This is a genomic window from Leeuwenhoekiella sp. H156 (assembly GCF_052218455.1).
Classification (GTDB): domain Bacteria; phylum Bacteroidota; class Bacteroidia; order Flavobacteriales; family Flavobacteriaceae; genus Leeuwenhoekiella; species Leeuwenhoekiella parthenopeia.
Genome location: NZ_CP197499.1, coordinates 1,223,028 through 1,240,873, shown reverse-complemented (window position 1 = coordinate 1,240,873; position 17,846 = coordinate 1,223,028). Strand labels below are relative to the sequence as shown.

Sequence of the window (17,846 nt, the reverse complement as noted above, 5' to 3'; positions counted from 1 at the left end):
AATGCTGTTATTTCGCTAAACGAATCCCGGTGAATTGCCAGCGTAGATGGGGATGGAAAAAATTGCGGTAGGTAGGACGGGTATGATTTGCTGAAGTGGCTACCGAACCACCGCGAAGCGTTTTTTGATTAACCATAAATTTGCCGTTGTATTCACCCAATGCTCCCGGAGCTTTGGTGTAACCGGGGTAAGGCAAATAAGCACTTTCGGTCCATTCCCAACGCTCTCCCCAATTGAAATGCTCCTGAGCAGCTTCCCACTCATACTCGGTAGGAAGGCGCAGACCGCGCCACTGGGCATAGGCGAAAGCTTCGTAATAGGAGATGTGCGTCACGGGTGCTTCAAGATTAAGGGGTTTATAACCGCCGAGGGTATAATGCATGCTCACACCGTCTGCGGTATGCCAGTATTGAGGTGCTTTAATGGTGTTTGCAGAAACCCAGGCCCAGCCTTCACTATGCCAGAGCAGGGCATGCTCATAGCCGCCTGCCTCTATGAATTCAAGATATTCTGCATTGGTGACCAGTGTGTTTGAAATCTCAAATGGGTTGAGATATACCTTGTGCCTGCCCAATTCATTATCGTAACAGAAATCTGAGCCCTCGTGGCCTATTTCATAAATTCCGGCGTCGATCTGAATCCATTTTTGAGAATCAGAAACAGGCTTATTTTCCTGAAAACTTTCAGAATAAGTGGGCAGCAGCGGATTATTTCCCAGAATGTATTTGATGTCGGTAAGCAACAGTTCCTGATGCTGTTTTTCGTGATGAATGCCTATTTCTACAAGGCTCTCAATTTCGGGCGTCAGGTTTTTTTCATCGCTCAGCCAATCTTTCAATTGTGCAGTGACGTAGTTGCGGTAGTCGTAAATCTCATTAACTGTGGGGCGTGAAAGGTTTCCGCGATCGGTGCGCACCACGCGGGCACCCATACTTTCGTAGTAACTGTTGAAAACAAAGGAAAATTGCGAATTGTATTCTTTGTAACCGGGTTTGTGTTTTTTCAGAATAAAATCTTCAAAAAACCAGGTGGTGTGACCCAAATGCCATTTTGGCGGCGATACATCTTCGATAGGCTGCACCACGTAATCCTCGATCTGTAAAGGTTTACATAGGGTCTCGCTATGCTTGCGGGTTTCCAATAAAAAGTCGAGAAGAGCAGTTGTGCTAACAATCATACCAATGAATTATAACTAAGAGTTATTCTCAAAGTTACAATTTAAAAAGTATAGCTCCTGATTGCTAGAAGTTAAGCCCGCGTTAAAAGGTAAAGGGCATCGAGTATTTAATAGCCCGGGGTTTACCGCCTGCCTGTCCCGGTGTCATTTGAGGGATGGCCATTATGTTGCGCTTGGCTTCTTCCTGAAGGGGTTTAGTGCCTCCTTTAACACCTAGGATTTGCGGTTTCCCCTCTTCATTGATCACAAAATCAACGATTACCGGTTCTTTAACCGTTCCTTTTTTATAACCTTCCGGAAATTTGAAATTGGTAACTACGTGATTTACCAGTTGTTTTTTGAAGCAGGCTTTTTTGTCTGCATCAGAACCTGAGCAACCCGGCCACACCGGTGGAACTTCACGGATGCTAATGGCATTTCCCGATACGGTGATTCCTTCCTGTGCATAGGTGTTGCCAAAAAAGGCCAGAAGGGCGATGATTAAGAATTTTTTCATGACTTGAAGATTTGGGGTTATACAGCGACTGCTCCTTTAATATGAGGATGCGGGTCGTAATTTTCTAAAGTAAAGTCCTCAAACGTAAAACTAAATAAGTCTTTTACTTCAGGATTTAATTTAATCGTCGGTAAGTTGCGTATTTCCCGGCTCAATTGCAAATTTAATTGCTCGATGTGGTTGTTGTAGATGTGGGCATCGCCAAAGGTGTGTACAAAATCACCGGGAGCATAATCGCAAACCTGAGCGACCATCATCGTAAAAAGTGCGTAGGAAGCGATATTGAAGGGCACTCCCAGAAATACATCTGCACTGCGCTGATAAAGCTGGCAGGATAAGCGGGGGCGTTTGTCTTCGGCATCGGGATTACCGGGTGCCACATAGAACTGAAAAAACGCGTGGCAGGGAGGCAGCGCTGCTTTGCCGTTAGCCACATTTTCTGCAAACGATTTGCGGGTATCTGGCATTACACTGGGATTCCAAGCCGAAACGAGCATGCGTCTGCTGTTGGGGTTGGTTTTTAGCGTTTCAACAACTTCGGTGATCTGGTCGATCTCCTCACTGTTCCAGTTGCGCCATTGATGGCCGTAAACAGGGCCAAGATCTCCATTTTCATCGGCCCATTCATTCCAGATGCGAACCCCATTTTCCTGTAGATAGGCAATATTGGTGTCTCCTTTTAAAAACCAGAGCAATTCGTAAATAATCGATTTCAGATGCAGTTTTTTAGTGGTTACCATCGGGAAACCTTCACTTAAGTCAAAGCGCATTTGATAGCCAAAAACGCTCAGGGTTCCTGTACCGGTGCGGTCTCCCTTTTGAACGCCTTCATTCAGAATATGTTTTACTAAGTCGTGATATTGCTTCATAGTTTGAAAATTTTCAGCCTTTAAAATTAAATATAAGCTCTGCTTTGAAACTCCAATTTTGGAATTTTTACTAAATACTTATTAACGTATATTCGCTCACTCGTTTTTACAATAATTTGTTACTTTTATTCGATGCTGTTAAAAACCATTACCTATTCCTTCGGAGAGGCAAAATATTACGCCAAGTTCATTCATTTCAAGTTTAATGAAGACTTGAAGGAGGTTGTACTCGAAAATTCTAAACAAATTTTTGCCGATGTTGAAAGCTTTTACGGCTCTGATAAGTACGTATTTATTTCTGAAAGAGGTCTGGGGACCTCACTAGATCCCAGTTTTATTAAATCGCTGAATCTTTCTAAAATGAAAGCGGTAGCGGTTGTTTCTCCGGATGTGGCTAAAAGGCGCGATGAATTGATTAAAGAGCAGAATTACATCAAAGGCTCTTTTGCTTTTTTTACAAGCTACGAAGCTGCAGAGCACTGGGCACGAACCTTCGATTAACGCTTCCGGCTTCTTTATCCTATAATCATACCTGCTATAGTTGCAGATAGCAAGGACGCAAGCGTACCACCAATCACGGCTTTTAAACCAAATTCAGACAAGGTTTTTCGTTGTTTAGGTGCCAAAGAACCAATGCCGCCTATTTGTATTCCGATAGAGGCAAAATTGGCAAATCCACAGAGCATATAGGTAGCCATAATCACCGACTTTTGATAGGTAAAGCTCAATTCGTTAAGCGGATTTTTAAGCTCGGCCAGCTGAATGTATCCTACAAACTCACTCGCAGCGAGTTTGATACCCAGCAATTGTCCCATAAGCATCACATCTTCTGAAGCAACACCTATAAGCCACATAAGCGGGGCAAATAAAGTCCCCAAAACAGACTCTAAGGAGAATTTAGGATACGGGGTGTTTTCCGCTAGGAAGCTGTTGAGCGTGGTGACTTCACCTATTTTTTCGAAGCCGTAGTTGATCATCGCTATAAATGCTACAAAAACCAGTAACATCGCACCAACGTTTGCGGCAAGTTTTAGACCCTCGGTTGTACCTGTAGCAATAGCGTCAAGAATATTTGCGCCAATTTTATCCTGCGAAACTTCCACACGGGAATCAATAGGCTCCTGTTGCGGATATAAAAGTTTTGAAATCACGATTGCTCCTGGTGCTGCCATTACCGAAGCAGCAAGCAAATGCCTCGCAAACTCAAGTCTTAAGGCGTTGTCATCGCCTCCTAAAAAACCTATGTATGCAGCGAGTACGCCGCCGGCCACAGTAGCCATTCCGCCAATCATGACCAGCAGGATTTCAGAACGCGTCATACGCTCCAGATAGGCTTTAATCATCAGTGGGGCTTCGGTTTGTCCCAGAAATATGTTTCCGGCAACCGATAAACTTTCGGCACCTGAGATATTCATTAATTTGGTAAGTACCCAGGCCATTCCCTTTACAACGATCTGCACAACGCCCAGATAAAAAAGAACTGAAGTAAGTGCTGAGAAAAAGATGATTGTGGGCAATACCTGAAAAATAAAAATAAAGCCATAACTGTTAACGTCCATCATTCCGCCCAAAAGAAACTCACTTCCTGCTGCGGTAAAATCAAGGATTTTGACGAATATTTTGCCTACAAACTCGAAGGCTCTCTGCACAAACGGGACGCGCAAAACGCCAATGGCCAGTAAAAGCTGTGCTGCAAGCCCAACCCCAATGGTTTTCCAGTTTATCGCTTTCCTGTTGTTGCTCAATAAGTAGGCGATCACCAATAGGCAAAGCATTCCCAAAACCCCGCGCCAAAGGCTGTCAAATGAAAAACCGGCGTTTGGGATAATTTCTTTAGAAGCGGCTACCGGTAAGGTTTCCTGCAGACTTTGCGCAAATGAACTAACTGTACTTAAAAGAAGGATGAGTAACGGGAGTAATTTTCGCATCAAGTTTAATTGCGTTTAGAAATTTCGTCCCTGATTTTAGCTGCGGCTTCGTAGTCTTCAGCCGCAACGGCTTGCTCGAGCAGGGAATTGAGTTCACTAAGCGAAAGCTTTTTGTAATCGCTTCTTGGCTCTGCTTCTTCAGGATCGTCAACAACCAGCTGATCTACCAGTACATCATCTTCGGGTCTGGAATCACTTTCAGAACCTTTTAAATAGATACCGGCTTTTTCCAGAATATTTTTATAGGTAAAAATAGGAGCGTTAAAACGCAGCGCCAGCGAGATTGCGTCACTGGTGCGGGCATCGATGATCTCTTCGGTGCCCTCGCGCTCGCAGATAATGCTGCTGTAAAACACCCCGTCTACAAGCTTGTGAATAATCACCTGCTTTACCTGAATGTCAAACCGGTCTGCAAAATTTTTAAAAAGATCGTGGGTAAGCGGCCGTGGAGGCTTGATCTCTTTCTCTAAAGCGATAGCGATAGATTGAGCTTCAAAGGCTCCTATGACAATAGGCAACTTACGGTCACCTTCTACTTCACTCAGAATTAATGCGTACGCGCCGTTTTGCGTCTGGCTGTACGATATCCCTTTTATATTTAAGCGCACTAAACTCATAGGGTGTAAAAATATAAAAAAGGCTGTTTAAAACCGGATTAACATCACAATTTAAACAGCCTTTAGACTTTTATGCTTTTAAAACTAGGAGTTGTTTGCTTTAAACTCTTTTAATTTTTCATTTAAACGGGGCACCACATCAAAAGCATCACCTACAATCCCGTAGTCTGCGGCCTTGAAAAAGGGAGCTTCAGGATCGGTATTGATGACTACTTTGGTTTTAGAGGCATTGATTCCTGCGAGGTGCTGTATCGCTCCGGAAATACCAATAGCAATGTACAGGTTAGAGGCTACAGGCTTACCGGTTTGCCCCACGTGCTCGCCGTGCGGTCTCCATCCCATATCTGATACGGGTTTAGAACAAGCGGTAGCGGCACCCAGAATATCAGCCATTTCTTCAATCATTCCCCAGTTTTCAGGGCCTTTAAGTCCGCGACCACCGCTAACTACGATTTCTGCATCGGCAATGGTAACCTTGTCTTTGGCCTTGTCAACAGATTTTACTTCAATATTGAAATGTTTATCATCAAGACCGGGTTCAAAAGCTGCTTCCGAAGCTTCTTTTTGAGACTCTTTAAGGCCAAAACTGTTTTTAGAAAGACCTACGATTTTCACATCGGTTTTAATTTCGGTATGATTGAACGCTTTATTGGTAAACGCCGTACGTTTTACTTTAAAAGGAGATTCGCTTTCCGGTAGCGCCACTACGTTTGAAGCATAGCCTGCTTGCAGGTCAATAGCGAGCAATGGAGCGAGGTATTTGGCATTAGCACTGCTGCTTAACACGATTACTTTAGCGCTTTCCTGTTGTGCTGCCTGAGTAATGGCTGCTGCGTAGGCATTGGCGTTAAATTTGCCGAGCTTGTCATTTTTAACGTGCATGACCTTGTCTGCACCATAAGTGCCCAGCGAAGCGGTTTCATCAGCATTAAACGCCACAGCGGTTACGGTGGTGCCCAGCATATCTGCAATACCACGGGCATAGCTTACTACTTCGTAAGCGGTCTTTTTAAATTTTCCTTCTTCTGATTCTGTATATACTAAAACTGACATATTCTTTATTTTTTTAGGATTTCGCAATTGCGAAAAAAAATTCGTTCCTGATTATTGAGGTTGATCTTAGATGGCCTTGGCCTCGTTGTGAAGCAAATCAATAAGTTGATCCAGATTATCAGGATCTATGAGTTTTACTTCGCCTTTTGGAGCAGGCTTTTCAAAAGATACTGCTGCGGTTTCTGCGGAAGCACCAGCGGGTTCTTTAACCGTAAGCGGTTTTTTACGGGCCATCATAATTCCGCGCATATTGGGGATGCGTAAATCGCTTTCTTCAACCAAACCTTTCTGACCACCTATAACAAGAGGCAGTTTTGCAGAAACGGTTTCCTTACCACCGTCTATTTCGCGAATGGCAGTAGCAGTATCTCCCTCTACTTCAAGGCTGATGCAGGTGTTTACAAAGCTGGCACCGATAAGGTTAGCCAACATTCCGGGAACCATCCCGCCGTTATAATCAATAGACTCACGACCGGCGATGATTAGATCGTAGTTGCCTTCTTTAGCTACAACACTCAGTTCTTTAGCAACCTGAAAACCATCAAGAGCTTCGGTGTCTATACGTATCGCAGTATCTGCGCCAATGGCCAGGGCCTTACGCAGGGTAGGCTCGGTTTCAGTACCACCAACATTTACAATATCTACAGTCGCACCCTGCTTTTCTTTAAACCACATAGCGCGGGTAAGGCCAAACTCGTCATTAGGATTTATCACAAACTGTACTCCGTTTGTGTCAAATTTGGTATTATTGTCTGTGAAATTGATTTTCGAGGTCGTATCAGGCACGTGACTGATGCACACTAAAATTTTCATATATATTGCTTTAAAAAGTAACTATTTCGTTTTCGCTACGAAAATAAGCATTAATATCTGAAATTTCCTATGCACGCATAACAAAATTTAGTTAAAAGCAATTCCTTGCCGACGATTTAATTCCTATTTTTGCTCTCCCTGTTTAAAATGGGGTTTTTCCTCAGAATGCAGTGATATATATGTCGTTCTAATGCGGTTGTTAGTTTCAGCATTAAAGGCATATCACATTAAAAATTAGTTGAAAGAAAAGACACGTTACATCCATTTTTATTTATGAAAACAATACAATTTAGGGAAGCCGTTTGCGAGGCTATGAGCGAAGAAATGCGTCGTGATGAGGCTGTTTACCTTATGGGTGAGGAAGTGGCAGAATACAACGGTGCCTATAAGGCTTCAAAAGGCATGCTCGATGAGTTTGGCCCAGACCGTGTGATCGACACTCCCATCTCTGAGCTTGGTTTTGCCGGGATTGCGATAGGTAGTGCTATGAACGGATGCCGCCCTATTGTAGAGTATATGACCTTTAACTTCTCTCTGGTAGGTATTGATCAGATCATCAATAACGCTGCAAAAATACGCCAGATGTCAGGAGGTCAGTTTAACTGTCCAATCGTTTTTAGAGGTCCTACGGCTTCTGCCGGTCAGTTAGGTGCCACGCACTCTCAGGCTTTTGAAAACTGGTTTGCAAATACTCCGGGTCTAAAAGTTATCGTGCCTTCTAACCCTGCTGATGCTAAAGGATTGCTTAAATCTGCCATCCGTGATGACGATCCGGTTATCTTTATGGAAAGTGAGCAGATGTATGGGGATAAAGGCGAAGTGCCCGAAGGTGAGTACCTGATTCCAATAGGTGTTGCAGACATCAAGCGTGAAGGTACCGATGTGACTATCGTTTCCTTTGGTAAAATCATCAAGGAAGCTTACACCGCTGCTGAAGAACTTGAAAAAGACGGAATCTCCTGCGAGATTATCGACCTGAGAACCGTTAGGCCACTGGATATTGATACCGTACTTAAGTCGGTAAAGAAAACAAACCGTCTGGTGATTCTTGAGGAGGCCTGGCCATTTGGTAACGTATCTACCGAGATCACGTATCAGGTTCAGGAAAAGGCATTTGATTTTCTGGATGCCCCAATCGTAAAAATAAATACTGCAGATACACCTGCACCGTATTCTCCTGTACTGCTTAAAGAATGGTTGCCTAATAGCAATGATGTTGTTAAAGCGGTTAAAAAAGTACTGTACAGGTAGTCTGAGACTACTATCTTTGAAGCTTCATTTGATCATTCAGATGAAGCTTTTTTTATTACTAGCGGTTTCTAATCAAAATAGTTTAGACCTTAGCGTAAGGAATTCCCCAAAAGCCTACTTAGCCTTTATGAAGTATTTAATTCTTGTTCTGCTACTTTTTACAACTCCTTTAATGCTAAACGCGCAGACCAAAGCAGGTGGACTCGTTGTAGATCAGGGTGGAAATGCCATACCTTTTGCAAATGTGGTTTTTGCAGGTTCTACTGAAGGTACCATAACAAATGAGGACGGAAGGTTTTACATTCAGTCTGATGCTACTTACAATCAATTGAAAGTTTCCTTTGTAGGTTTTGAGTCTCTCGTGGTCGATCTGCCCCAAAAGGTGAATTACAATCTCGAAATCACGCTTAAAGAAGAAACCGAAAGCTTAAGCGAAGTAGTTATTTATAGCGGAAAGCAATCTAAAAAGAACAACCCGGCGATTGATATCCTGCGAAAAATATGGGCAAACAAACGCTCTAACGGACTCAGCCAGTTTAAGCAGTATGAGTACGATAAATACGAGAAGGTAGAGTTTGACCTCAATACCATAGACAGTTCGCTTATAAACAGCAAGATTTTTAATAAAATGGAATTCATCTTTGACCAGATGGATACCTCCCGAATTACCGGAAAAACATACCTGCCCATCTTTATAAACGAGCGCAGCAGTAAGGTGTATGGAGATAATGTTTTGGGCAAGGAAAAAGAAGAGCTTAAAGGAAACCGAAACAGCGGTTTTAATACCAATCAAACCTTGATAGCTTTCATTCAGGAATTGTACAATGACTTCAACGTATATGACAATTACCTGAAGTTTTTTGATAAAAGTTTTGTGAGTCCGCTTTCTACAACCGGTATTGACACCTATAATTATGTGCTGGCAGACAGTGCTTTCATCAAAAACAAATGGTGTTACAACATCATTTACTACCCGCGGAGACCGGCTGAACTTACCTTTAAGGGAGATTTTTGGGTAAATGATACCACCTGGGCGATTAAGGAAATCAACCTGCAGGTTAATAAAAGTGCCAATATCAACTGGGTTAAGGAGATTTATATTGAGCAGGAGTTTGAGGTGCTAAACGATTCGGTTTTCCTGATCACACGGGATTATTTCCTTTCCGATTTCGCTTTGCGAAAAAAAGAAGGAAGCCGTGGTGTTTACGGGAAGCGTACCACGCTTTTTGACGATTACAAGTTTGATCAAAAGCGCGAAGAAGATTTTTACGATGAGCGCGTCACGCAGTACGATGAAACGGTCTATACCAAGCCCGATGATTTTTGGGAAGAGAAGCGCCTTGAGCCCTTAAGCAAGGACGAAAAGGGAGTTTATGTGATGCTCGATTCCCTTAAAAAAGTGCCTAAGTTTCAGCGGTTTTATGATGCCGGAGCCATGCTGGTAAGCGGTTATTATGAGTGGGATCGTGCCAATCTGGATATAGGCCCTATCTTTTCGGTATTTGGTTTTAATGATGTGGAAGGTTTGCGCTTGCGTCTGGGCGCCCGCACCTATTTTGGGCAAAATGATCCCTGGCGACTGGAAGGTTTTGGAGCTTACGGCTTTAAAGATGAGAAATTTAAGTTTGGTATTTCGGGTAAGGTATTGCTCGATGCTAAATCCCGACTCATTTTGAGTGGCGGTTACCGCCAGGATGTGGAGCAAATTGCCGCAAGTCTCACGACTTCTACCGATGTTTTGGGCAGAAACCTGGCCTCGTCTTCGCTCGTAACGGTGGGGAATAACGATCAGCTAACGAGTATTAAGTTGGCCAACTTTGCCATTGAAGCTGAATTTTTAAAGAACCTGAAAGTGCGTTATGATTTGTCGTATCGCACGCTTGAATCTGCTTCGCCTAGCTTCAATCTGGATTATTATACCGATTTTACGCAAAGCGAAATCAAATCTCAGGTAAAGCAAACCGAGATGGTGGTAAGCACCATTTTTGAGCCGGGTAAGCGCACCTCGGGATACGGGGTAGAGCGTACCACGAGCAACGAGTGGTTTCCTACCATTTTTGTGGGGTATACCAAAGGCGTTGAAGGACTTTTTGAAAGCGATTTTGACTACGAAAAAATTCAGCTTTCCTATAGACAACCCTGGCGAATGGGAGGTTTGGGGACCTTTAGTTCGGTTATTGAAGCCGGTAAAACTTTTGGTGAAGTGCCTTTGGGACTTATGAGTGTGATTCCCGGTAACCAAAACCTCTTTTCGATTTACGGTACGTTTCCGCAGTTGAACTTTTATGAGTTTGTGACAGACACCTACCTCACCGCGCATTTAGAGCATAATTTCGGCGGAAGAATCTTTGGTCGCATTCCCTTCTTAAGAAAATTGAATCTTCGGGAAATCGTGGGCATCAAGGGTGCCTGGGGATCGGTATCCGATGAAAACCGCCTCATCAATGCTTCGGGCGTTGAATACCTCGCTCCTGATGACAAACCCTATTATGAATACAGTTTTGGGGTAGGCAATATTCTTAAGGTTTTACGTATTGATTTCAACTTCAGAGGTAATTATCTGGATTTGCCTGAGGCGCGTAAATTTGGAATAACCGGGGCTTTAGAATTTTCATTTTAAAAATCAAGCTTCTGTAAATCAGTATTTAAAGAATTTCGTTTTACGAAAACGATATAAAATACCGGATGCTTTTCTTTTAACCTGTTTTACTTGTGACAGCCTGAGTTTTGGCCTATTTTTGCAGCCCTTTTAAGGCGAAAAGAAAATTTAACCAGAAATAAAATGACAGCAGATAAAATTACCACTTTTGATGTCCTGATCGAGATTCCAAAAGGAAGCCGCAATAAGTACGAGTACGACTTCAAGCTGAAAAAAATACGTTACGATCGTATGATTTTCTCTTCAATGATGTATCCTGCAGATTACGGTTTTATACCTAAAACACTTGCGTTAGATGGAGATCCACTTGACGTTTTGGTATTAGTGACAGAGCCTACTTTCCCCGGTTGTGTTATGGAGGTGAAGCCTATTGGTGTTTTTCATATGACCGACGAGAAAGGTCCTGATGAGAAAATTATCTGTGTACCTGTGAGCGATCCTATCGCAAGCAGCACTACAGATTTAAGTGAACTAAATCCACACCTTATCAAAGAAATCGAGCATTTCTTTCAGGTTTATAAAGATCTTGAAAAGAAAAAGGTAGATGTAGGAGGTTTTGGAGACGTGGCTGAAGCTAAGGAAATCATCGGTCAATGCATAGACCGTTACCGCACCAGTGATGTACCCAAAGAAGAAGTGAGTATCGATTAATTAAGATACCTTCAATAAATTTATAAAGGCCGCAATTTGCGGCCTTTTTTTGTTATATATTCTCGGTGAATTAAGCTTAAGTTTATATTTATCGCATTTTTGTTACATTAGCACTTCATTTTTAACAATCAAATACATATTTATGGAACAAAATATCATCTACGTGCCTATTGCACTGGCCGTTTTAGGACTGGTTTTTATGTTTATCAAAATGGCCTGGGTCAAGAAGCAGGCTGCCGGTAATGAGCGTATGCAAAGCATTTCAAAAAGTATTAAGGAAGGTGCACTTGCGTTTCTGGCTGCAGAATATCGCCTGTTACTCATCTTTGTGGTGATCGCTTCAGCCTTGTTATTTGGGATCTCGTATGTGGTAGATACCACCAGCTGGATGATTGTGCCCGCTTTTATCATCGGTGCATTTTTCTCTGCACTTGCCGGAAACATCGGGATGCGTATTGCTACAGATGCTAACGCCCGTACTGCAGAAGCTGCAAAAACCAGTTTGCCACAGGCGCTTAAAGTTAGTTTTGGTGGTGGAACTGTTATGGGGCTGGGTGTTGCCGGTCTTGCGGTTTTAGGTTTGAGTCTGATATTTTTATTCCTAATGGGAAGCTTCCTTACCGAAGGTGGAAACTTCTATAACGAAATGACTGTTGTTCTCGAAACCCTCGCCGGTTTCTCTCTGGGAGCAGAGTCTATTGCACTATTCGCCCGTGTGGGTGGCGGTATTTATACCAAGGCTGCCGACGTAGGTGCAGACCTTGTAGGTAAGGTAGAAGCAGGTATTCCTGAAGATGATCCGCGTAACCCGGCTACTATTGCCGATAACGTTGGAGATAATGTAGGGGATGTTGCGGGAATGGGTGCCGACCTTTTTGGCAGCTATGTAGCAACCGTACTTGCCGCAATGGTTTTGGGTAACTATCTGGTACAGGATATGTCTCAGGGCGCACAGTTTACCGATGCCTTTAACAATATGGGGCCTATTTTACTCCCGATAGTGATTGCGGGAGTTGGAATTTTGGCTTCCATCATTGGTACATTCCTCGTAAGCATTAAAAATAATGAAGCTAAAGAACCTCAGGTTCAGCGAGCGCTTGATTTAGGTAACTGGGTTGCGATCATCCTGACCCTGATCGCGAGTTATTTCCTCATCGACTGGATGCTACCTGAAATGATGTCTATGCAATTTTTTGGCGAAGGCTATAAAGACATTCCGTCTCTAAATGTGTTCTGGTCTGCGTGTATTGGCCTTGCTGTGGGCGCTTTAATTTCGGTGGTGACTGCACATTACACCAGTCTGGGTAAAGGTCCGGTTCTCGATATTGTGAAAAACTCGTCTACCGGAGCGGCGACTAACATCATCGCCGGTCTTGCGGTTGGGATGAAATCGACGTTCCTTTCGGTATTGCTTTTTGCTGCTGCGATCTACGGTTCGTATGAACTGGCCGGCTTTTATGGTGTTGCCCTTGCCGCTTCAGCGATGATGGCGACCACAGCGATGCAATTGGCTATTGACGCTTTTGGACCTATTGCAGATAATGCCGGTGGAGTTGCCGAGATGAGTGAACTCGACGATCACGTGCGTGAGCGTACCGATATTCTGGATTCGGTAGGAAATACGACTGCTGCGGTAGGTAAAGGTTTTGCGATTGCTTCAGCAGCACTTACGGCTTTGGCACTTTTTGCTGCCTACGTAACTTTTACGGGAATTGACGGAATCAATATTTTTAAAGCCGATGTACTCGCCGCGCTGTTTGTAGGGGGAATGATTCCGGTTATATTCTCGGCTTTAGCGATGCAATCTGTAGGTAAAGCTGCGATGCAAATGGTGCAGGAAGTACGCAGACAGTTCCGTGAAATCCCCGGAATACTGGAAGGGACCGGTAAGCCGGAATACGGTAAGTGTGTGGCTATTTCTACGCAGGCTGCGCTGCGCGAAATGATTCTGCCCGGTTTGATAACTATCATCACGCCTATTCTTATGGGATTGATTTTTGGTGCAGAGCCTCTTGGGGGGTATATGGCAGGTGTTTGTGTTTCCGGAGTAATGTGGGCAATTTTTCAAAACAATGCCGGTGGTGCCTGGGATAATGCCAAGAAGTCATTTGAAGCCGGAGTAGAAATCAATGGTAAAATGACTTACAAAGGTAGTGATGCGCACAAAGCAGCCGTTACCGGAGATACGGTAGGGGATCCCTTTAAAGATACTTCAGGACCTTCAATGAACATTTTAATCAAGCTGACCTGTCTGGTAGGCCTTGTAATTGCTCCGATTTTAGGAGGGCATTCAGAAGAAATAACCGCTTCAAATGAAAATGATGTTCAAGTGGAGATGAGTGTTGTAGTCACTGGTGATGATGATGCCGTTGCTACTATTACAGAAACCAGAATTCTTGAAGGTGGTATAACTTCATCTATAAAAAAGGAAATTGAGGGAACTGAAGCTGAAGTAATGGCTGAACTCGCAAGAATCCAAAAAGAAAAACAATAACCAGAAGTTATTTTTCAGAATAAAGTTCTTCAGAAATCCCGGATTTACGTCCGGGATTTTTTCTTTTTGATCGATTGACTGCGCGGTTCTGGTAAGTTAAAAAAGGATTAATCTTTCGTAGGTTGTGTAAGAAGTGACTAACTTATAGTATGCTTAAAGATATACTACAACGCCTGAGATTACGGGCGAAAGACCCCCTGCAAATTCACGGTTACCAAAGTTATGGTACTGATGAACATTTATATCTTTTAGGTCGCGCACTTGAGGATGAAGGTGTTGATCTGGATAAAACAGGAGTGGCCAGTGTTTTTAAAAATGCCTGGCATCAGTTTCGCAGTGATGAACTGCCGCACGCAAAAATTAAAATACGTCTGCCTGATGATCAGGTTTTGTATACCAAAACCGATGCAGAGGGTTATTTTAAAGTAGATCAAAAGCTCAAGGGCCTTAGAACACTTACCAATGAAGAGGGTTGGTTGCAGGTGGAACTGGCTTATGATGATGAAAATCAAAAACGCCTCATCAAAAACAACAATCGCTTTTCGGGGCAGATGCTTATTCCTTCTGAAAAAGCAGAATATGGTGTGATCAGCGATATTGACGATACCATTTTAAAAACCGGTGTCACCTCGCTTTTAAAATGGCGTGTCATTTTAAATACGCTTTTTACCGGAGTGCAAAAGCGCTCCCCATTCAAAGGAGCTTCCAGCTTTTATACCAAACTGCATCAGGGCAAATCAGGTAAAGCGGCAAATCCTATGTTTTATGTAAGTAACAGTCCGTGGAATCTATACAAATACCTGGAAGCCTTTATTAAGCACAATGACTTTCCGAAAGGAGCAATTCTACTTCGTGATTTTAGAACGCCATTTGACCGCACTCCAAAACCCGAAAAACCCCATAAACAACACGAAATACGCAATATTTTAAAAACCTATCCCAATATGCAATTTGTTCTTATTGGGGATAGTGGCGAGCACGATGCTGATATTTATATTGAGATCGCCGAGGAATACCCCGAGCGAATCAAGGCGATTTATCTGCGAAGTGTAAATCACGAAAAGCGGGTTTTTCGCGTACGCGGACTTATAGAAAGTTTTGAGCTTACTCCTGCATTGCTGGTTAAAGACAGTCAGACTGCTGAAGAACATGCAAGGGAGATTGGCCTTATTCAATAGGAATGGAATAGTTTTTTGGGTCAAAAAACTCAAAAACCGGTAACGCCCCATTGCTTTGTGAAGCGTCAAAAAACGTGGCATTATCCCAATGCGAACCGGTGCCCCAGGGTGTGGAACAGGATGAAGTTACCCAGGCAGGCTCCCAATACATAACTCCAAGGCCGCCGGCATCCAAAACATTTTGAGTTAGCTGCAGCATGTAGTTTTTTTGACCTTCGGGTGTTGCAGTGTAGCCTTCAATCAACGCGTCTTCACCCAGAATATTTCCGGCGGCATCGGCATTATTAAGACTATGAGGATAGGCGGTTTCCACAATCACTACCTCTTTTTTAAACCGGGTCTTTAACGAATCAATCGCAATTGACAATTCTTCAATAGGATAGGTGGACCATTTGGAGTAATACGAAAGACCGATGATGTCAAAATCAGTCACCCGGTATTCTTCCGCTTTGCGGAACCAGTTCAGGGCATTTTCAGGCTGAGCGATGTGTAACACGCTTTTGATTTCGCTTGAAAAAGCCCTTTCTGCATCGCTTACGGCTTTCAAACCGCTGTTAAGCAGCATCGCGTTGCGTGACCAGTTAATTGTATCAATAATGATAGTATCAAGTGGCTGAAGGATTTCAATATTGGTTTCATTACCTACCTGAACCCATTGCGGTAACAGGTTTTCTTCAGCAAGACTGACCAGAGTTTCAAAAGTGTAGTTGTAAATACTATCTGCTAAAATACGATCATCGGTAATACCTGCCCAGGCTTTGGGTCGCACCTGTTTATGCGGGTCTGCCCAAAAATCGGAATAATGAAAATCAAGCAGCACAGCGACTCCAGCCTCGTGCGCCCGTCTGATTGATTTTTTGACATCCTCAAAATTGGAATAGGGCGAGTGCTCGGGAGCGTGCCACAAGCGTAACCGAATCACATTTGCTCCCCGCTCAGCAAAATAGGAGTAGGGATCAATCGTATCTCCTTCTGCTGTGTAATAGGCGCCACAGTCTTCAATCTCATTGACATAGGAAAGGTCGGCCCCTAAAATGGGTAATCGCGGCTGGGCAATGGTTTTGGATGTAGGTTTTTCACTCTGGCAAGCTGTAATAAGGGCTAGCAGCATTATAAAAACCCGGAAATAGTTCAAAGTGATACTGTTTTGGTTAAAAAAGTCCGTTGATCTCGGCGTCAATCTTATTGATAATATTCCCCAAATCTTCGGGATTGTCTACAAAGTTTACGTTGTCCACATCGATAATGAGAAGGTTCCCTTTGTTGTAATCGTGAATCCAGGCTTCGTAACGCTCGTTGAGTCGGCTTAAATAGTCAATAGAAATCGAATTTTCATACTCGCGGCCGCGTTTGTGAATCTGGGCTACCAGATTGGGGATGCTGCTGCGCAGGTAGATCAGCAAATCAGGACCTGCGACCACACTCTCCATCAGTTCAAAGAGGGAACGGTAGTTATTAAAATCCCGGTTTGTAAGCAAGCCCATCGCGTGCAGGTTAGGAGCAAAAATATAGGCGTCTTCATAGATCGTACGATCCTGAATCACGTCTTTCCCGCTGTCTTTGATCTCTAATAGCTGTCTGAAACGACTGTTTAAAAAGTACACCTGCAGGTTAAAAGACCAGCGTTCCATCGCGTTGTAAAAGTCATCGAGATAGGGATTGTCTACTACATCTTCAAACTGCGGCTGCCAGTTGTAATGTTTTGCAAGAAGTCTTGTAAGGGTTGTTTTTCCTGCGCCTATATTCCCGGCAATGGCTACGTGCATGAGTATTTTATTTAGGTAGATTAAGGTTATAGTAGCTTATAAAAGCAGAACGGTAAAGATAGAGGATTCCGCCCTTGTAATAAAACTGAAAACCCGCTTCAGGGATGTTTTTTACAGGGCATAGGCTGTTTTGAGTTTTAGCTTTCGCGAAAAGTTTCCCGTTTTGAAGTACGAAGAGCTGTTCATCATAAAGCGCTATCCTATCAAAATCGGCTATTGCCTGTTTGGAGATTAAACTGCCGTAGGCGTTGTATTGATAGAGCCAATTTGATGTAAGTACCCAGCAGGTATTAAAATCGCTGGCCAGATCAAGCGCGTTATCGGGTTGCGGAAGAAAATCACTCAGAATGCGGTTGGTGCGGTAATCAAAAAGCTCCAGGCGCTGCAAGTCGGTATTGAAAATCCAAACCTGACCATCCCTAGCAGTACGGGCGTGGCTTACATTTCTGAAGTTTTCGAGTTCGCTAAAAGTAACGCGGGTAATCTCATTCAGGGTGTTATCAAGAATAACAGCGGTCTGGGTTTCGGCGTAAAAGACGGTAATCTTTAACGGATTTAAAATATCTACCGTGCTGATTTCTCCCAGTCTCAAATCGCTAAATTGAATGCTTTGATTCGTTCCGGCTTTAAAAAGCGCCCGTCCTTTCAGGTAATAGATGTTGTCATAGGAATCAACACCTATAAATTGATCTGCCTTTAGCGGTGTTAGAGTATCCAGCACACTTGCCGCAACAGCAGTGGCTTCCTGAGCAAAGGATAAACCGGGAAGCATGAGTAGTAAAAAGACCAGTAGCCGCATTTCGGAAAAATACAAAAAAGGTGCTAAGCGCTTTGTTAAAAGAATTTTCAGCAGTTCAGATAAGTTTTTACATTGATCTGAGTTTGCTAAACTTA

General features: G+C 43.3%; 16 protein-coding genes. 6 read left to right on the top strand and 10 right to left on the bottom strand.

Going from position 1 to position 17,846, the window contains the following annotated elements:
- Nucleotides 1-7: 7 nt before the first annotated feature.
- The 3 genes from egtB to ACSSS3_RS05230 form a co-directional block, all read right to left on the bottom strand.
- Nucleotides 8-1,174: an ergothioneine biosynthesis protein EgtB gene (gene egtB, locus ACSSS3_RS05240; RefSeq protein ID WP_442847402.1), complete on the bottom strand. Its 1,167-nt coding sequence runs from the start codon at nt 1,172-1,174 to the stop codon at nt 8-10.
- An 85-nt stretch (nt 1,175-1,259) separates the two neighbouring features.
- Entirely contained in the window at nt 1,260-1,673 is a 414-nt protein-coding gene (locus tag ACSSS3_RS05235; protein ID WP_228229053.1) for an energy transducer TonB, read from the bottom strand.
- Between the two features lie 17 nt (nt 1,674-1,690).
- Nucleotides 1,691-2,542, bottom strand: coding sequence for a thymidylate synthase (locus ACSSS3_RS05230; RefSeq protein WP_442846693.1), 852 nt, complete (start codon nt 2,540-2,542; stop codon nt 1,691-1,693).
- Between the two features lie 132 nt (nt 2,543-2,674).
- Here ACSSS3_RS05230 and ACSSS3_RS05225 point away from each other — a divergent pair, with 132 nt between their 5' ends.
- The gene (locus tag ACSSS3_RS05225; RefSeq protein WP_228229051.1) at nt 2,675-3,043 is read left to right on the top strand and encodes a hypothetical protein; all 369 of its coding nucleotides are present in this window, start codon (nt 2,675-2,677) and stop codon (nt 3,041-3,043) included.
- A gap of 14 nt (nt 3,044-3,057) precedes the next feature.
- Here ACSSS3_RS05225 and ACSSS3_RS05220 read toward each other — a convergent pair whose 3' ends face one another.
- The 4 genes from ACSSS3_RS05220 to ACSSS3_RS05205 form a co-directional block, all read right to left on the bottom strand.
- Nucleotides 3,058-4,470: a NupC/NupG family nucleoside CNT transporter gene (locus tag ACSSS3_RS05220; RefSeq protein WP_228229050.1), complete on the bottom strand. Its 1,413-nt coding sequence runs from the start codon at nt 4,468-4,470 to the stop codon at nt 3,058-3,060.
- Between the two features lie 5 nt (nt 4,471-4,475).
- Entirely contained in the window at nt 4,476-5,087 is a 612-nt protein-coding gene (locus ACSSS3_RS05215) for a bifunctional nuclease family protein (RefSeq protein ID WP_228229049.1), read from the bottom strand.
- 84 nt (nt 5,088-5,171) lie between these two features.
- Nucleotides 5,172-6,140, bottom strand: coding sequence for an electron transfer flavoprotein subunit alpha/FixB family protein (locus ACSSS3_RS05210; RefSeq protein ID WP_442846692.1), 969 nt, complete (start codon nt 6,138-6,140; stop codon nt 5,172-5,174).
- 66 nt (nt 6,141-6,206) lie between these two features.
- Nucleotides 6,207-6,953, bottom strand: a complete 747-nt coding sequence (locus ACSSS3_RS05205; RefSeq protein WP_442846691.1) for an electron transfer flavoprotein subunit beta/FixA family protein — start codon at nt 6,951-6,953, stop codon at nt 6,207-6,209.
- A gap of 273 nt (nt 6,954-7,226) precedes the next feature.
- Between ACSSS3_RS05205 and ACSSS3_RS05200 the strand changes: the two genes are divergently transcribed.
- The 5 genes from ACSSS3_RS05200 (at nt 7,227) to ACSSS3_RS05180 (ending at nt 15,186) form a co-directional block, all read left to right on the top strand.
- Nucleotides 7,227-8,204 (top strand): pyruvate dehydrogenase complex E1 component subunit beta, encoded by a 978-nt coding sequence (locus ACSSS3_RS05200; RefSeq protein ID WP_442846690.1) that lies wholly within the window; start codon nt 7,227-7,229, stop codon nt 8,202-8,204.
- A 127-nt stretch (nt 8,205-8,331) separates the two neighbouring features.
- A complete protein-coding gene (locus ACSSS3_RS05195) occupies nt 8,332-10,824 on the top strand; it encodes a DUF5686 family protein (RefSeq protein ID WP_442846689.1) in 2,493 nt (830 codons plus the stop codon).
- A 162-nt stretch (nt 10,825-10,986) separates the two neighbouring features.
- A complete protein-coding gene (locus ACSSS3_RS05190) occupies nt 10,987-11,514 on the top strand; it encodes an inorganic diphosphatase (protein ID WP_228229044.1) in 528 nt (175 codons plus the stop codon).
- A gap of 142 nt (nt 11,515-11,656) precedes the next feature.
- A complete protein-coding gene (locus tag ACSSS3_RS05185) occupies nt 11,657-14,008 on the top strand; it encodes a sodium-translocating pyrophosphatase (RefSeq protein ID WP_228229043.1) in 2,352 nt (783 codons plus the stop codon).
- A 149-nt stretch (nt 14,009-14,157) separates the two neighbouring features.
- Nucleotides 14,158-15,186, top strand: coding sequence for an App1 family protein (locus tag ACSSS3_RS05180; RefSeq protein WP_442846688.1), 1,029 nt, complete (start codon nt 14,158-14,160; stop codon nt 15,184-15,186).
- Here ACSSS3_RS05180 and ACSSS3_RS05175 read toward each other — a convergent pair.
- Genes ACSSS3_RS05175 through ACSSS3_RS05165 form a run of 3 tightly spaced genes read right to left on the bottom strand, consistent with a single transcriptional unit; the run spans nt 15,176 to nt 17,766 of the window.
- Complete coding sequence (locus ACSSS3_RS05175; protein WP_442846687.1) at nt 15,176-16,321, bottom strand: glycoside hydrolase family 53 protein; 1,146 nt, start codon at nt 16,319-16,321, stop codon at nt 15,176-15,178. The genes ACSSS3_RS05180 and ACSSS3_RS05175 overlap by 11 nt on opposite strands.
- 16 nt (nt 16,322-16,337) lie before the next feature.
- Nucleotides 16,338-16,952 (bottom strand): deoxynucleoside kinase, encoded by a 615-nt coding sequence (locus ACSSS3_RS05170; protein WP_099645817.1) that lies wholly within the window; start codon nt 16,950-16,952, stop codon nt 16,338-16,340.
- Between the two features lie 7 nt (nt 16,953-16,959).
- The gene (locus ACSSS3_RS05165) at nt 16,960-17,766 is read right to left on the bottom strand and encodes a hypothetical protein (RefSeq protein ID WP_442846686.1); all 807 of its coding nucleotides are present in this window, start codon (nt 17,764-17,766) and stop codon (nt 16,960-16,962) included.
- Between the last annotated feature and the right edge of the window lie 80 nt (nt 17,767-17,846).

Coding starts and splice junctions, on each gene's coding strand:
- ACSSS3_RS05235 (WP_228229053.1), bottom strand. CDS start 1,673: ATGAAAAAATTCTTAATCATCGCCCTTCTGGCCTTTTTTGGCAACACC.
- ACSSS3_RS05190 (WP_228229044.1), top strand. CDS start 10,987: ATGACAGCAGATAAAATTACCACTTTTGATGTCCTGATCGAGATTCCA.
- ACSSS3_RS05195 (WP_442846689.1), top strand. CDS start 8,332: ATGAAGTATTTAATTCTTGTTCTGCTACTTTTTACAACTCCTTTAATG.
- ACSSS3_RS05215 (WP_228229049.1), bottom strand. CDS start 5,087: ATGAGTTTAGTGCGCTTAAATATAAAAGGGATATCGTACAGCCAGACG.
- ACSSS3_RS05225 (WP_228229051.1), top strand. CDS start 2,675: ATGCTGTTAAAAACCATTACCTATTCCTTCGGAGAGGCAAAATATTAC.
- ACSSS3_RS05220 (WP_228229050.1), bottom strand. CDS start 4,470: ATGCGAAAATTACTCCCGTTACTCATCCTTCTTTTAAGTACAGTTAGT.
- ACSSS3_RS05205 (WP_442846691.1), bottom strand. CDS start 6,953: ATGAAAATTTTAGTGTGCATCAGTCACGTGCCTGATACGACCTCGAAA.
- ACSSS3_RS05230 (WP_442846693.1), bottom strand. CDS start 2,542: ATGAAGCAATATCACGACTTAGTAAAACATATTCTGAATGAAGGCGTT.
- ACSSS3_RS05180 (WP_442846688.1), top strand. CDS start 14,158: ATGCTTAAAGATATACTACAACGCCTGAGATTACGGGCGAAAGACCCC.
- ACSSS3_RS05210 (WP_442846692.1), bottom strand. CDS start 6,140: ATGTCAGTTTTAGTATATACAGAATCAGAAGAAGGAAAATTTAAAAAG.
- ACSSS3_RS05200 (WP_442846690.1), top strand. CDS start 7,227: ATGAAAACAATACAATTTAGGGAAGCCGTTTGCGAGGCTATGAGCGAA.
- ACSSS3_RS05170 (WP_099645817.1), bottom strand. CDS start 16,952: ATGCACGTAGCCATTGCCGGGAATATAGGCGCAGGAAAAACAACCCTT.
- ACSSS3_RS05185 (WP_228229043.1), top strand. CDS start 11,657: ATGGAACAAAATATCATCTACGTGCCTATTGCACTGGCCGTTTTAGGA.